We start from the raw sequence: 14,698 nt of genomic DNA, 5'->3' as shown, positions 1-14,698 counted from the left end.
TATCGCATGCAAAAGACTTCTTTGACCGATCTGGAAGTAGCCGAAGAAATGGCCGACGCCGCGCGCGAGGCCATTCTTCCGTTTTTCCGGCAAACCGATCTTCAGACATCGAATAAACTGGACGACGGGTTTGACCCCGTGACGGTTGCCGATCGCGACGGCGAAAAGGCAATGCGCGAGGTTCTGGCGCGCCACCGCCCCGAAGATGGTATCTTTGGTGAAGAATTCGGTCATGTCGAAGGCTCCAGCGGTCGCATCTGGGTTCTGGATCCGATCGACGGGACGCGCGGCTTTATAAGCGGGACGCCGACCTGGGGCGTTCTGATCGCGCTGAGCACGGCCAACGGTCCGATCATGGGGGTGATCGATCAGCCCTATATCGGAGAACGGTTTATCGGCTCGGCCGACATTGCGCAGGTCACTGGGCCTGCTGGCAAGGCTCGGTTGAAAACGCGCCAAACCACTGCATTGGATCAGGCCATCGTCTTCACCACATTTCCCGAGGTCGGCACCCCCGAAGACCGCGCCGGGTTCGAGGCGGTGGCTGGTCAGGCAAAACTGACCCGTTACGGTATGGATTGTTACGCCTATGCGCTTGTAGCGTCGGGACAGGTCGATCTGGTCATCGAGTCCGGTCTGAATGCCTATGACATCCAAGCCCCCATCGCGGTTATCGAAGCCGCAGGCGGGGTCGTCACCGATTGGCAAGGCGGTCCAGCCCACAATGGCGGTCGCGCTTTGGCGGCGGCCAATCCCGAACTGCACGCAGCCGCCCTTGAGGTTCTGCGCAACTACTAAATCCGGTTGCCGTGTTTCGACCGGTCGGGTAGGGTCTTGCCGGCTGGTTCTTGTGCCCGTTTTCCGCCAGCCAACGCACTCCTTGCATGAAACGGGCTGATGCAGGAGGGCGAAATGACCGAAATCCTTATCAAAAACGCGGACACCATTCTGACGATGGATGATGCGCGCCAAGAACTGTCTGGTGCGGATATTCTGATCCGCGAAGGACAAATCGCGCAAATCGGCCACGATTTGCAAACTGCCGGAGAGGTGCACGATGCCTCGGGCTGTGTCGTGACCCCCGGGTTGGTGAACACCCATCACCATCTGTACCAAACCCTGACCCGAGCCGTTCCGGGCGGGCAGGATGCGCTGTTGTTTGGATGGTTGCAGACGCTTTATCCGATCTGGTCACGTTTTGGTCCGGAAGAGATGTTTGTGTCGGCTCAGATTGGTTTGGCAGAGCTGGCCCTTTCGGGATGCACACTCAGTTCCGACCATCTGTATTTGTATCCCAATGGCGCGCGGCTGGACGACACCATCGCAGCTGCCGCGGAAATTGGCCTGCGGTTCCACCCGACCCGTGGCGCAATGAGCATTGGCGAAAGCGACGGAGGGCTGCCACCGGATGCTTTGGTCGAGGTCGAACCAGAAATCCTCGACGACATGATCCGCGTGGTTGACGCGTTTCACGACCCATCCGAAGGGTCGATGTGCCGTGTTGGTTTGGCGCCCTGTTCGCCGTTTTCGGTCAGCCGCGATCTGATGCGCGACACGGCTCTGCTTGCGCGGGACAAGGGCGTGATGCTGCACACCCATCTGGCTGAAAACGACGAGGATATTGCGTATTCGCAAGCCAAGTTCGGATGTCGACCTGGCCAATATGCCGAGGATCTGGGTTGGACCGGGTCTGACGTGTGGCATGCCCATTGCGTCAAGCTGGACGGGGCCGAAATTGACCTATTCGCCAGAACCCAAACCGGTGTCGCCCATTGTCCCTGTTCCAATTGCCGCCTGGGGTCCGGCATCGCGCCGGTGCGTTCCATGCGTGACAGGGGTGTTCCGGTGGGCCTCGGTGCTGACGGTTCGGCCAGCAACGACAACGGCAGTCTCATACTCGAAGCGCGTCAAGCCATGCTGTTGCAGCGGGTCAGCAACGGGGCCGACGCCATGTCCTCGCGCGAGGCGTTAGAGATCGCCACACGCGGCGGTGCCGAAGTACTAAACCGACCCGATTGCGGACGCCTCGCGCCCGGCAAACGTGCCGATATCGCCATTTGGGATACACGCAGCATCGAAAGCGCAGGTAGCTGGGATCCGGCCGCCTTGCTGCTGGCCGGGCCGATGAAGGTGAAGCACCTGTTTGTGGAAGGACGTCAGATCGTACGGACCGGAGAATTGACAACGATCGACCTGCCGCGTGTCATAGAAACGCACAATCGCCTGGCGCGTGCACTGGCCGTTTAGCAGGATCCACTCTTCATCTGGCCAAAAATACCTCCGCCGGAGGCATGCGCCGCAGGCGCATTTAACCTAAGTCTCGACCTTCCGGCCACCGATCCACACCTCTGCTATCGCCCGATCATCCCCCATCATGATGGTTGGAAAGATCGCCTCCCACAGGTCATTTGCGCAGGCTTCTCGTTGGGCGATAGCGGGGGTTGAGGCAAGGTCCAACACGACCAGATCAGCCTCCATTCCCGGTGCCACATTGCCGATGCAGTCGTCCATCCGCAAAGAGCGCGCCGAACCGACGGTGCCCAGCCACAACAGCTGCGCCGCGTGCAGGGGCGCACCACGCAACTGCCCGATTTCATAAGCCGAGGCCATGGTGTGCAACATCGAAAAGCTCGACCCGCCGCCGGTGTCTGTGGCCAGACCAACCCGATGCCCGTCGCGCATTAGGCCGTCCATGTCGAACAGGCCTGATCCTATGAAGGTGTTCGAGGTCGGGCAGTGTATCAGTGCGGCATCAACTTCGCGCAGCCGATCGCGTTCTCGCGACTCCAGATGGATGACATGGCCGTAAACGCCGTGTGACCCCAGCAAGCCGAACTTTTCATAGGTGTCCAGATAGTCCCGCGCGTCCGGGAACAGCTCACGGACCCAGGTGATCTCATCCGTCTGCTCGCTCAGGTGCGTTTGCATCAGGCAATGCGGGTGCTCGGCCCAAAGCGCACCCATCGCCTCCAATTGTTCTGGCGTCGATGTCGGCGAAAACCGCGGCGTGATGGCATAAGAAATCCGATCGACGCCGTGCCATTTCTCCAGCAATGCTTGCGACTGGTCATAGGCACTCTGAGGCGTATCCCGCAGGCCCTCTGGCGCATTGCGATCCATGCAGGTTTTGCCAGCCACCACACGCTGCCCGCGTTGTTGCGCTGCGGCAAAGAAGGCATCGACGCTTTCGGGATGGATAGTACAGAAACTGCACATGGTCGTGGTTCCGTGCGCTGCGGTCAGGTCCAGATAGCGGTTGGCGATCTCGGCGGCATACGCCGGGTCCCCGAACTTCATTTCTTCGGGGAAGGTATAGGTGTTCAGCCAGTCGATCAGGCGCTTGCCCCAGCTGGCGATCATGGCGGTCTGGGGGTAGTGCACATGCGAATCTACGAACCCGGCCATGATGATATGCTGACCATGGTCCACAATGTCGGCATCCGGGTGTGCAGAGATCAGGCTGTCTGCATCCGCGACCGAAGCGATCCGGCCCCCCTCGATCAATACCGCTTCGCTTATGGTGACGGCCTCGGTCGGTTCACCTTCAAAGGGTGATCCGTTGAAACTCAGGACGCGCCCTTTCAGAAGCGTTTTTTGCGCCATTTCCAATGTTCTCCGCCTGTATGGGACTGGGAAACAGCATAAGGCGGCGAAACTTGCCGGTAAATCGCCGCATTGTCATTGTTTTCCGGTAGCTGCTTCTTCTAATTAGGGGTCAATGCAGGAACCAAACGGGGGCAGACATGACGACAGGCTATGATGAACCCGTAACCGACGCTGGCCATGAAGACGACGTCTATGCGCTGGACCGCAGGACTGTGGCTGCGATCCTCTATGCGGTGGATGTGGATGATCGCGAGAAGCTGATCGAACTGATGGAGCCGTTGCACCCTGCGGACATCGCCGACCTTCTTGAACAGATCAACCCCTATGATCGCGGACGCCTGATCCGGTTGTATGACAAGGAATTCGACGGCGACATCCTCTCGGAACTGGACGAGTCCGTTCGGGAAGAGGTTATCAGTGTCCTGCGCCCTGACGTTCTTGCCGATGCTGTTCGAGATATGGAAAGCGACGATGTCGTTGACCTGTTGGAGGACCTTGAAGAGCCGCAGCAAGAGGCAATCCTTGATGTTCTGGAAGATTCCGAGCGGATCGCGGCGGAACAGGCTCTGTCCTATCCCGAGAACTCGGCTGGCCGTCTCATGCAGCGCGAGGTTGTCATGGCGCCCGAGCACTGGACCGTGGGGCAGGCCATCGATTTCATGCGCGCCAATGACGATCTGCCCGAACAGTTCTATCACGTGGTTCTGGTCGATCCGCGGTTGAAACCCGTGGCGCAGGTTACGCTGGGCAAGCTGATGGCGACCCGGCGGGACGTTTCGCTGCACGATATCGCCGAAGAGGAATTCCACACCATCCCCGTCGATCAGGACGAAGAGGATGTGGCCTATGCTTTCAACCAGTATCACCTGATCTCGGCCCCTGTCGTCGACGCCGACGGGCGTTTGGTCGGCGTCATCACCATCGATGACGCGATGGTTGTTCTGGACGAGGAACATGAAGAAGACATCCTGCGCCTGGCCGGTGTGGGTGAGGAAAGCTCTCTGTCCGACAGCGTCGCGGCCACCAGCAAACGCCGCCTGCCGTGGCTGGCGGTGAACCTGTGCACGGCCATCTGCGCCTCGCTGGTGATTTCCCAGTTCGAAGCGGCGATTGATCAGCTTGTTGCACTGGCGATCCTGATGCCGATCGTCGCGTCCATGGGCGGCAATGCCGGGACGCAGTCGCTGACGGTTGCGGTGCGTGCCCTGGCAACCCGCGACCTGACCAACGCAAACGTCATGCGGGTGATCAGGCGGGAGTTGCTGGTCGGCATGCTCAACGGTCTGTGTTTCGCCATTGTGCTGGGCACCGTAGGGATGATGTGGTTCGACTCTCCGATGCTGGGTGTCGTGATCGGGTCGGCCTTGGTCGTGAATATGGTCATCGCAGGCTTTGCAGGTACGGTAGTACCTGTCTTGCTGGACCGTCTGGGGGTTGACCCGGCACTGGCATCGGGGACGTTTGTGACCACCACAACGGATGTCATGGGCTTCTTCATCTTCTTGGGGCTTGCCAGCGTGGTGCTTTTGTGACCGATCTGACTGAAATCAAGGCTGCTGCACGCAAGACCGCCTTTGCACGCCGCAAGGCTGCTTTCGATGCGCGTATGCCGGGCGCCGCCGGGCGATTGTCCGAAGTTTTGGCCGGTCATCGCGGTGTGCCGCTTTCGGGCTACATGCCGATCCGGACCGAGATTGATCCGCTGCCAGCAATGGCCGAAGCGTCGGCGTATGGCGCGGTCGGCGTTCCCGTCATCCAGGCCGCCGGGCAGCCGTTGAAATTCTCGCGCTGGACGCCCGAAGGGGCTCTGAAAGACGGGCCCTTCGGTGCCAAAGTTCCCGAGGTCGATGACTTTTTCGACCCCGAGATTTTGATCGTGCCGCTGGTTGCTTTTGATGCGCGGGGCGGCAGGCTGGGATATGGCGGCGGATTCTATGACCGCACGCTGGAAGGGCTGCGCGCCAAGCGCCCGACACTGGCCATCGGCTTTGCCTTTGACGCGCAGGAGGCCGAAGGCCTGCCGTTGGAGCCGACCGATCAGCCACTCGACATGGTCATTACCGAAAGTCGGGTTCTGACCTTCTAGGCCTAACCCATGTTTTCGGCACGGAAATACTCCCACGCATCTTGCTTGGATCCGTCCGGCAGGGTGCAGATTCCGACTTGGCCGTTCTCACCATCCTGTATCTCGTATTGCCCGCCTTGCTCGATGCAGAAGGTCGCAGCAGGATTGGCCAGCCCCACAGGCTGCTCCGAAGCTTGATCGGCCTGATCGCAGGCAGCGAGGAGGGCCAGAGCGGCCACTGGGGTGATGTAACGGGTCATTAACGTCTCCTGTCCAATGCGTTTTCACGGTTTATGACCGCAGTTTAACCACTTGTGCTTGGAGGACACCACACTTAGGACGTTAGCCATGAGAATACTGTTTCTGGGTGATGTCATGGGCCGCGCTGGGCGTGCGGCTGTACAGCAGCATTTGCCGCGTTTGCGCGATGAATGGCGGCTGGATTTCGTCGTGGTCAATGGCGAGAACGCCTCGAACGGGATGGGCCTGACAGGGGATCACGCCAAGCTGCTGCTGGATGCGGGGGCTGATTGCCTGACACTGGGCGACCATGCGTTTGACCAAAAGGACATGCTGCAGTTCATCGAGAAAGAGCCCCGCATCGTGCGCCCGGTGAATTTTGCCAAAGGTGCGCCGGGCAGAGGGCACCGGCTGTATACCGCCCCGGGCGGTCGCAAGGTTCTGGTGGTGCAAGTTCTGGGCCAGGTTTTCATGAAGCGCCCCTTTGATGACCCGTTCTCGGCCATCGAACCGATCCTGAAATCGCACCCCCGTGGCGGACAGGCGCAGGCGATCATCGTTGATATGCATTGCGAAGCGACGTCCGAGAAAATGGCCATGGGCCACTATTGCGACAAGCGCGCCAGCCTTGTGGTCGGCACGCATACCCACGTTCCGACGGCGGACGCGCAGATTCTGCCGGGTGGCACGGCGTATCTGTCTGATGCCGGGATGTGCGGCGACTATGACTCGGTCATCGGGATGGACAAGGTCGAGCCGATGCGCCGTTTCATCACCGGAATGCCCAAGGCCCGGTTCACCCCGGCCAATGGTGAGGCCACGCTGAGCGGTGTGTTCGTTGAAACCGATGACCGCGATGGACAGGCGAAATCTGTTCAAATGGTACGCATTGGCGGACGGTTGCAGCAGGCCGGGCCGCAATAATCCACGTCAGGCTTGCTCTGCCGCGCGCAATGCGTGAAACTGCCTGACGGGCGCGTAAGCCAGGCCAGGGTTCGGACTGAATACCAAGAATGCAATTCCTTCAACTGACAGAAATGGGAAGCGCAATACTGGCGCTGTTGGTCGTTGCAGGCATGTTCATCATGTTCCTGCGCGAGGTCTATCCGACCGAAGTCGTCGCAATTGGCGGGGTCGCGGTGATGCTGGTGACCGGCATCCTTCCCTACCAAAGCGCGTTGGCGGTCCTATCAAACCCGGCCCCTTGGACAATCGCGGCGATGTTCATCATCATGGGGGCATTGGTGCGCACGGGCGCGCTGGATGCTTTCACATCAACCGCGCAGAAACAGGCACAGGTGAACCCCAAGGCCGCCATAGCGACGCTGATGGCTTTCGTCGTTATCGCCTCGGCAGTGGTTTCAAACACGCCTGTGGTGGTCGTCATGATCCCGGTCTTTGTCCAGATCGCGCGCACCTTGAATGTACCAGCCTCGAAGCTGCTGATCCCGCTGAGCTATGCGGCGATTCTGGGCGGTACGCTGACCCTGATCGGAACCTCGACCAACCTTCTGGTCGATGGTGTGGCCCGTGCGCAGGGGATGACGCCGTTTACGATCTTTGAGGTCACACCGCTGGGCATCGCCTTGGTGATATACGGCATGTTCTACCTGCGTTTTATCTCACCGCGATTGCTGCCGGAACGCGACAGTATGGCGTCGATGCTCAGCGACCGGTCCAAGATGAAGTTCTTTACCGAGGCCGTAATTCCGCCCGACAGCAACTTGATCGGGCGCGACGTCACCGGAGTTCAACTGTTTAAGCGCCCCGGTGTTCGCCTGATCGATGTGGTTCGGGGCGACGAGTCATTGCGGCGCAACCTCAAGGGCGTCACGCTGAAGGTCGGCGACCGCGTCGTGTTGCGAACCGAGATGACCGAACTGCTGAGCTTGCAGACGAACAAAGAGCTCAAGCGTGTCGACCAGGTTTCGGCGGTTGAAACCAAAACGGTTGAGGTCCTGATCACTCCGGGGTGCCGCATGGTCGGCCGCACGTTGGGCGCGATGAGACTGAGGCGGCGTTACGGTGTCTATGTGCTGGCGGTGCATCGGCGGAACCAGAACATCGGTCGGCAGTTGGACGAATTGGTCGTCCGCGTCGGGGATACGCTGCTGTTGGAAGGCTCTCCGGCGGATATTCAAAGACTGGCCGCCGATATGGATATGGTCGACGTCACCCAGCCTTCGGCCCGCGCGTTCCGTCGCAGCCACGCGCCGATTGCAATCGGTGCGCTGATCGGGATCGTCGTGCTGGCCGCGCTGGGCGTTGCACCGATCCTGTTATTGTCGGTGTTGGCAGTGGCCGTCGTGTTGATGACCCGCTGCATTGACGCGGATGAGGCGTTTTCCTTTGTTGAAGGCCGCCTGTTGGCCCTGATCTTTTCCATGCTTGCCATTGGTGCAGCTTTGGACAAATCCGGGGCAGTTTCCCTGATCGTCGAGGCCATTGCCCCCGGTTTGGGCATGCTGCCCCCGTTCCTGATCATCTGGGCCGTCTACCTGCTGACTTCGGTGCTGACAGAACTGGTGTCGAACAACGCGGTCGCCGTTGTCGTCACGCCGATTGCCATCGGCCTGGCGCAAGCCGTTGGGATTGACCCGCGCCCGTTGGTTGTTGCAGTCATGGTCGCAGCCTCGGCGTCTTTTGCAACACCGATCGGATATCAGACCAACATGATGGTGTACGGCCCCGGCGGGTACAGGTTTACTGATTTCCTGCGGGTCGGCGTGCCCTTGAATCTGACGGTTGGGTTGTTGGCCTCGTTGCTGATACCGTTCATCTGGCCTCTTTAGAACCGGCGTGTAACCGCTGGCTTTCTGTAGAAGTCCTTGTAAATTCAAAGCCACACACAATGTTTTGAATAAATGAATTTACAAGGAAGGAGCACAGCCATGCTCAAGACCGGATACACTGCTTTTGCGGCCGCGGCGATGGCCGCCACACTTGGTGGGGCCGCCTTGGCAGGTACAATCGAAGGCACGGCCACCTATCGCGAACGCATCGCGGTGCCGCCTGATGCGACCCTTTTTGTCCAGTTGCAGGACGTCTCGCGCGCCGATGTCCCATCGGTCACCTTGTCGGCCAAACGCTATGCGCTGACCGGCGTGCCTGCGCAGTTTGAATTGAGCTACGATGACGCTCTGATCCAGGAAGGGATGCGCTATGTGGTTCGCGGATCAATTTTTCAGGGCGACAAGCTGCTTTACACCACAGACACTGCCTATCCGGTTCTGACGAACGGGGCGGGGAACACCACGGATCTGGTTTTGGTCAAGGTGCAACCGCCCGGAGCCGCCACTTTGGAAAACACCAATTGGACGGCCATGGGCCTGAACGGCGCGCCTATTGAGACGGAACGCCGCCCTGCATTGTCATTTGCGCAAGACGGGGCCTTTTCCGGAACCGGAGGGTGCAATCGGTTTTCCGGTCAGGCCAAGATCACCGGAACCAATATCGAGTTCCCGGATAACATGGCCGCTACTTTGATGGCCTGTCCGCCGCCATTGGACGAGGTCGAGCGGCAGTTCTTCAAAGCATTGCAGGGCGTATCGGCTTACGTTTTCCAGGGCGACACTCTGGTGCTCTTGAACAGCAACGGGCAACCGCTCGTGCAGCTTGCCCGCGAGGGATAAGGGCTAAAGGGCCGTCACGCGACGGCCCTGGACCTGCCGGCGTTACGCCCCGAGAAGATGCAGCCGCCCAAGAAGGACCCTTCAAGGGCGTTGTATCCGTGGTAACCGCCGCCACCGAAGCCAGCGACCTCGCCGGCGGCGAATAGCCCGGGAACAACTTGACCATCTGCGCCGATCATCTGGCTGTCCAGATTGGTCTGCAACCCGCCAAGCGTCTTGCGCGTCAGTACGTGCAGCTTAACCGCAATCAGTGGGCCGTTGGCCGATTCCAGGAATTTGTGTGGCTTTGCCGTGCGGATCAATCGATCCCCGCGATAATTGCGCGCCGCCAGAATTGCTGCCATCTGCGCGTCTTTGGTGAACGGATTGTCGATCTGGGAATCCCGCGCCTCAATCTGTGCGCGCAGATGCGCCTCGTCGATCAGACCTCCGCCCAAGTGGTTCATACCATTCACAAGTTCGGTCAGAGTGTTGGCGACGACGAAATCCTCGCCATGCTCTTTAAACGCTTCGACCGGCGCAGTGGCCTTTGAGCCGGTCAGGATGCGCTGGAACAGCACCTCTTTCCAGCCGCCATTGGTCATATCGGGGTTCTGTTCGGACCCGGACAGGGCAAATTCCTTCTTGATCACTTTCTGGGTCAGAACAAACCAGCTGTATTCATGACCGGTTTTCAGGATTTCCTTCAACGTGCCCAAAGTATCGAACCCCGGCAGGCAGGGCGGTTTCAACCGATTGCCTTTCGCGTCGAACCACATCGAGCTTGGCCCGGGAAGAATACGGATGCCATGCGAAGGCCAAATCGGGTCCCAGTTCCTTACGCCTTCGGTGTAATGCCACATCCGGTCGCCGTTGATCACATGCCCACCGGCCTTTTCGCTGATGCCAATCATGCGGCCATCGACGTGGAAGGGAACGCCCGCAACCATGTTCTCTGGCGGCTCGCCCAAACGGTCACGCGGCCAATTCTTGCGCACCATCTCAAAATTACCGCCGATCCCGCCTGATGTGACGATGACCGCTGGGGCATAAACTTCGAACTCGCCAACCTCATCACGGTTGGTCTTAGCGCCGTGGGCGGCGGTGTCATCGGCCAGAACTTCGCCCGAGACGCCTTTGGCCGCGCCGTTCTGCACGATGATGTGGCTGACTTGGTGGCGGAACTTCAATTCGATCAGCCCATTTTTGACATGCTCGCGCACGCGACGGATGAAGTGTTCCAAGACGCCGGGGCCGGTGCCCCATGTTATGTGGAACCGAGGGACCGAGTTGCCGTGACCATCCGCATAGGACCCACCCCGTTCCGCCCAACCAACGATAGGGAACCAGCGCAGACCCATGTCGTGCAGCCATGGGCGCATCTCGCCCGCTGCAAACTCGACATAGGACTCGGCCCATTTGCGGGGCCAGGCGTCCTCGTCCCGGTCGAACTGCGCGCTTCCCATCCAGTCGCGCAAGGCCAGATCATAGCTGTCCTTGATACCCATGCGCCGCTGTTCAGGTGTGTCGACCATGAACAGGCCACCCAGGCTCCAAAAGGCCTGACCGCCTAGAAAATGCTCGGGCTCTTGATCGACCACGATCACTTTCTTTCCGCGATCGCCCAGTTCGGCGGCGGCGGCCAGCCCGGCCAGTCCAGCTCCGACGACAATGGCATCAGCAGTATTGTTGGTCATGACTTATCCTTTCAGCGGCTGCGGAACCAAAGGATGAAGGGCAGGGCTACAACATACATCGTAATTCCATACACGGCCGAGGGCAGGGCCAGCGGGCTGAACCCGCTTTCCGTTGCGGTGATCAATGCGGCCAGTGTAATCCCAAGTGTCGAGTTTTGTATTCCGGTTTCGATGGAAACCGTCTTACTTTCTTGCCACGACAGTTTAGCTACACGCGCCAGGCCCAACCCAATCAGCAACAGCGCTATATTCAACGAGATCAAACCGGCCCCCATCACGCCGAGGTTGTCGACAAACAGTTGCCAATTTCCGGCCAGCGCAGCCACCACGATCAACACAAAAAGAACTGTCGCAATCTTGGATAACGTGGGTTCGATCCGCTTTGCAAAGTCGGTTGCAAAGCTGCGAAGTGTTACGCCGAGGGCCACTGGAAGCGTGGTGATCAGGAACATCGCTATGGCCAGCCCCGCGATGGAAACCTCTGGTGCGGCATCGCCCATGAAGTGGTTCACCGACCAAGCGGCGAGAAAAGGAACGGTGACCATGGACAGCAGGCTGATAACAGCAGTCAGGCTGACCGAAAGGGCGACATCCCCCTTGGCCAGTTTCGATAGAATGTTGCTGGTGACTCCACCGGGGCAAAAACTGAGTATCATGAAGCCGACCGCGATCTCGGGCGGCAACGCAAACAGTTTGACCGTGATGAAGGCCACGACCGGCAAAAGCACCACCTGACACAAAGCGCCGATTGCGAATGGATAGCGCCGGTTCAGGACGCGGCGGAAATCGGCAACCTCCAGGCCAACGCCCAAAGACAGCATGATGATGGCTAGCGAAAGCGGCAGGCCGACACTTATTAGAAGATCCAAGAACAACTCCTCCCAAAGCCGTTCGGGCCAGCCTATGCGAGGGGTTGTAGGTCAGGCAATAACGCCGTTAGGTCACCCGTAACGTTCGGCAAATCTGCGCAGGATTTCTGCCGGTTGTGTGACATCTGCGGCATGACAGATATCGATCAGGCGCTGGGCGTCTTCGGGCGGGAAATAGCCGTGGTTCTTGTAGATGTTGATGCGCTGTTCAAAATCGCCCGCGTCTGCCTCGGGATGGAACTGCGTGGCATAAACGTTTTGTCCCCAGCGGATCATCTGAAACGGGCAGGGGTCTGAGGCCAGCAGGTGCACGCAGCCGTCCGGGAGGGCCTGAACGGCCTCTTTGTGACCGACGAACGCATCGAAGCTGTCGGCCAGGCCCGCAGTTAGTGGGTCTTGGGCACCTTCGTCGGTCAGACGGCAGGTTGAGGGGCCGACAGGTTCGCCGTACTGCTCTTTACTGACCGAGCCGCCCAGATGTGCGGCAAGAATACCAAGCCCATAGCAACAGCCCATGAACGGATGATCCCGCGCAATGATCTGAGGCATGAGTCCCATGATGGCAGTCTCGGTCCGCGCGTCGGTGTCGGACTTGGTGGCCGGATCGTCGCTAACACATCCTGGCCCGCCACCGACGATCACTCCTGCGTAGTCCGTGACATCCAGATCAACGGGCAGCTCTTCGCAATCCAGCCGTATGCGATGGGTCTGTTCCGGTGAAAGGCCGGTTTTGTCCAGAATCGAGGCATACTCGGCGTCCGATGCATCGGTTTCCGGGCGCAGTTGCAGGATCAGAAAGCGTTTCATATGGCGCTCTTATCCGTCACAGCGGCCAGAAGACAAGGATTGCGGGGATGGAAACGGCAATTATCAAGATTTCCAGCGGCAGTCCCATGCGCCAGTAGTCGCCAAAATGATACCCTCCGGGGCCCAGGACCAGCGTGTTGTTCTTGTGCCCGATGGGCGTCAGGAACGCGGCCGAGGCGGCAACGGCTACCGTCATCAGGAACGGGTCTGGTGACACCTCAAGCGTGCGGGCCATCTGTATGCCAACCGGGGCCGCGACAATGGCTGTCGCGGTGTTGTTCAGCACGTCAGACAGGGTCATGGTGACCACCATCAGCACGGTCAGAATGGCCCAGGCGGGCAAGCCATCCGTCAATTGAATCAACGCATTTGCAATCAGTTCCGTACCGCCCGACGTCTCAAGTGCGCTGCCCAAAGGGATCATTGACCCCAGCAGCACCACAACGGGCCATTCAATGTGGGTGTAAATCTCAGAGATTGGCATGATCTTGGTCAGTACATAGCCCACAACGACCAGACCCAACGCGATTGGCAGGTAAATCAGCCCGACACTGGCTGCCAGCACTGCGGCGGCGAACAGACCAATCGCCAGCCATGCCTTGTCATTGGCTGTAACGTTCAGCCCGCGCTCGGCCAGGGGCAAGCAACCAAGCCACTCGGTTACGTCGGCGCTGCGGTCGCGCGGGCAGAGCAGCAGAAGGATATCGCCGGCCTCGATCTCGGTCTTGCGGACCTGTTCGGTGATGCGGCGACCCTGCCGAGAGATACCCATCAGAACGGTGCTTTGACGCCACGCCAGCCCAAGACCTTGCGCAGTGCGTCCGGTAGCGCGCGCGTTCAGCGGCACGACAACCTCGACCACTTCCAGGCCGTCCCCCTCGGCCGTCAACAGTTCCTGACGACGTGTGTCCGAGAAGTCGAGGTTCAGAGCCGTGCGGAACTCATCCAGTGCCTCTGGCCGTGCCTCAAGAACCAGCGCGTCGCCCGGTTTCAACGTTGCATGGGCCGACCGGCCATAACGTCGCTTGCCATCCCGGATCAGGCCGATGATGGCCACGTCGGATTTTTCAGCGGCCTCATATAGTTCGCTTACGCGTTTGCCGATTTGTGGAGACTCTTCTGGCACCGTCAATTCGGCGATATATTCGGCGAGGGTTTCTGATGCCTCTTCCTGCGGTCCGCGATTGGGGATCAGGCGCCACCCGATCAGTGCGACAAATGCCAGCCCCGCAATGGCTGCGAGTCCACCGACAGGCGCAAAATCGAACATGCTGAACGGTTCGCCCAAAGTTTCGGCCCGGATCGAGGCGATGATGATGTTGGGTGGCGTGCCGATCAACGTGGCCATCCCCCCAAGGATAGTCGCAAAGCTGAGCGGCATCAGCGTCAAACCGACGGCTCGTCCGGCTTTGCGCGCGGTCTGGATGTCGACCGGCATCAACAGTGCAAGCGCTGCCACGTTGTTCATGAAGGCCGAAAGAACCGCGCCGATCCCGCCCATCAGCGCGATATGCGCGCCCAGCCCACGTGACGCGTCGACCAGTGTGCGGGTGATCAAAAAGACGGCCCCCGACCGGACCAGCCCGGCTGAGACAACCAACACCAGCGCAACAATGATCGTCGCCGGGTGTCCGAACCCGGCAAATGCATCGTCAACGGGGACCACACCCAGTACAACGCCGATCAAAAGTGCGGTGAAGGCCACGAGGTCGTATCGGAATTTCCCCCAAAGCAGCATTCCAAAGACAATCGCGAAAAGGGAAAAAAGAATAATCTGGTCTGTCGTCATGCGGTCACCATACC

Annotated in this window: 13 protein-coding genes; 7 read left to right on the top strand and 6 right to left on the bottom strand. The window is 59.5% G+C overall.

All coding sequences use genetic code 11. The features are described 5' to 3' along the window. Positions 1-6: 6 nt before the first annotated feature. A complete protein-coding gene (hisN, locus tag ACR0MV_RS11030; protein WP_480702154.1) occupies positions 7-798 on the top strand; it encodes a histidinol-phosphatase in 792 nt (263 codons plus the stop codon). A 114-nt stretch (positions 799-912) separates the two neighbouring features. Then, entirely contained in the window at positions 913-2,247 is a 1,335-nt protein-coding gene (locus ACR0MV_RS11025; RefSeq protein WP_480702153.1) for an 8-oxoguanine deaminase, read from the top strand. Between the two features lie 66 nt (positions 2,248-2,313). Here ACR0MV_RS11025 and guaD read toward each other — a convergent pair whose 3' ends face one another. Continuing rightward, positions 2,314-3,603, bottom strand: a complete 1,290-nt coding sequence (gene guaD / locus ACR0MV_RS11020; RefSeq protein ID WP_480702152.1) for a guanine deaminase — start codon at positions 3,601-3,603, stop codon at positions 2,314-2,316. A 140-nt stretch (positions 3,604-3,743) separates the two neighbouring features. Here guaD and mgtE point away from each other — a divergent pair, with 140 nt between their 5' ends. Together mgtE and ACR0MV_RS11010 are read left to right on the top strand one after the other, a co-directional pair. Continuing rightward, positions 3,744-5,138: a magnesium transporter gene (gene mgtE / locus ACR0MV_RS11015; RefSeq protein WP_480702151.1), complete on the top strand. Its 1,395-nt coding sequence runs from the start codon at positions 3,744-3,746 to the stop codon at positions 5,136-5,138. Next, complete coding sequence (locus tag ACR0MV_RS11010) at positions 5,135-5,692, top strand: 5-formyltetrahydrofolate cyclo-ligase (protein WP_480702150.1); 558 nt, start codon at positions 5,135-5,137, stop codon at positions 5,690-5,692. The genes mgtE and ACR0MV_RS11010 overlap by 4 nt, the downstream gene beginning before the upstream one ends. A gap of 2 nt (positions 5,693-5,694) precedes the next feature. Here the strand turns inward: ACR0MV_RS11010 and ACR0MV_RS11005 are convergent, their stop codons facing one another. Next, positions 5,695-5,931, bottom strand: a complete 237-nt coding sequence (locus tag ACR0MV_RS11005) for a putative hemolysin (RefSeq protein ID WP_480702149.1) — start codon at positions 5,929-5,931, stop codon at positions 5,695-5,697. 88 nt (positions 5,932-6,019) lie between these two features. Here ACR0MV_RS11005 and ACR0MV_RS11000 point away from each other — a divergent pair, with 88 nt between their 5' ends. The 3 genes from ACR0MV_RS11000 to ACR0MV_RS10990 all read left to right on the top strand — a co-directional run bounded on the left by ACR0MV_RS11000 (position 6,020) and on the right by ACR0MV_RS10990 (position 9,543). Continuing rightward, complete coding sequence (locus ACR0MV_RS11000) at positions 6,020-6,835, top strand: TIGR00282 family metallophosphoesterase (protein WP_480702148.1); 816 nt, start codon at positions 6,020-6,022, stop codon at positions 6,833-6,835. 89 nt (positions 6,836-6,924) lie between these two features. Then, positions 6,925-8,703, top strand: a complete 1,779-nt coding sequence (locus ACR0MV_RS10995) for an SLC13 family permease (RefSeq protein WP_480702147.1) — start codon at positions 6,925-6,927, stop codon at positions 8,701-8,703. A gap of 99 nt (positions 8,704-8,802) precedes the next feature. Then, positions 8,803-9,543, top strand: a complete 741-nt coding sequence (locus ACR0MV_RS10990; RefSeq protein WP_480702146.1) for a YbaY family lipoprotein — start codon at positions 8,803-8,805, stop codon at positions 9,541-9,543. 14 nt (positions 9,544-9,557) lie between these two features. On the opposite strand, the gene ACR0MV_RS10985 is transcribed toward ACR0MV_RS10990, so the two are convergent. The 4 genes from ACR0MV_RS10985 to ACR0MV_RS10970 form a co-directional block, all read right to left on the bottom strand. Continuing rightward, positions 9,558-11,219 carry an FAD-binding dehydrogenase gene (locus tag ACR0MV_RS10985; protein ID WP_480702145.1) on the bottom strand — a complete coding sequence of 554 codons (1,662 nt, stop codon included), beginning with the start codon at positions 11,217-11,219 and terminating at the stop codon, positions 9,558-9,560. An 11-nt stretch (positions 11,220-11,230) separates the two neighbouring features. Then, on the bottom strand, positions 11,231-12,088 hold the full coding sequence (locus tag ACR0MV_RS10980; protein WP_480702144.1) for a bile acid:sodium symporter family protein: 858 nt from the start codon (positions 12,086-12,088) through the stop codon (positions 11,231-11,233). Between the two features lie 72 nt (positions 12,089-12,160). Continuing rightward, complete coding sequence (locus ACR0MV_RS10975; RefSeq protein ID WP_480702143.1) at positions 12,161-12,895, bottom strand: glutamine amidotransferase; 735 nt, start codon at positions 12,893-12,895, stop codon at positions 12,161-12,163. Between the two features lie 16 nt (positions 12,896-12,911). Further along, complete coding sequence (locus tag ACR0MV_RS10970; RefSeq protein WP_480702142.1) at positions 12,912-14,684, bottom strand: SLC13 family permease; 1,773 nt, start codon at positions 14,682-14,684, stop codon at positions 12,912-12,914. Positions 14,685-14,698: the final 14 nt, after the last annotated feature.

Source organism: Ruegeria sp. BC3 (assembly GCF_056539265.1).
This window is presented reverse-complemented; position numbering and strand designations above follow the sequence as displayed.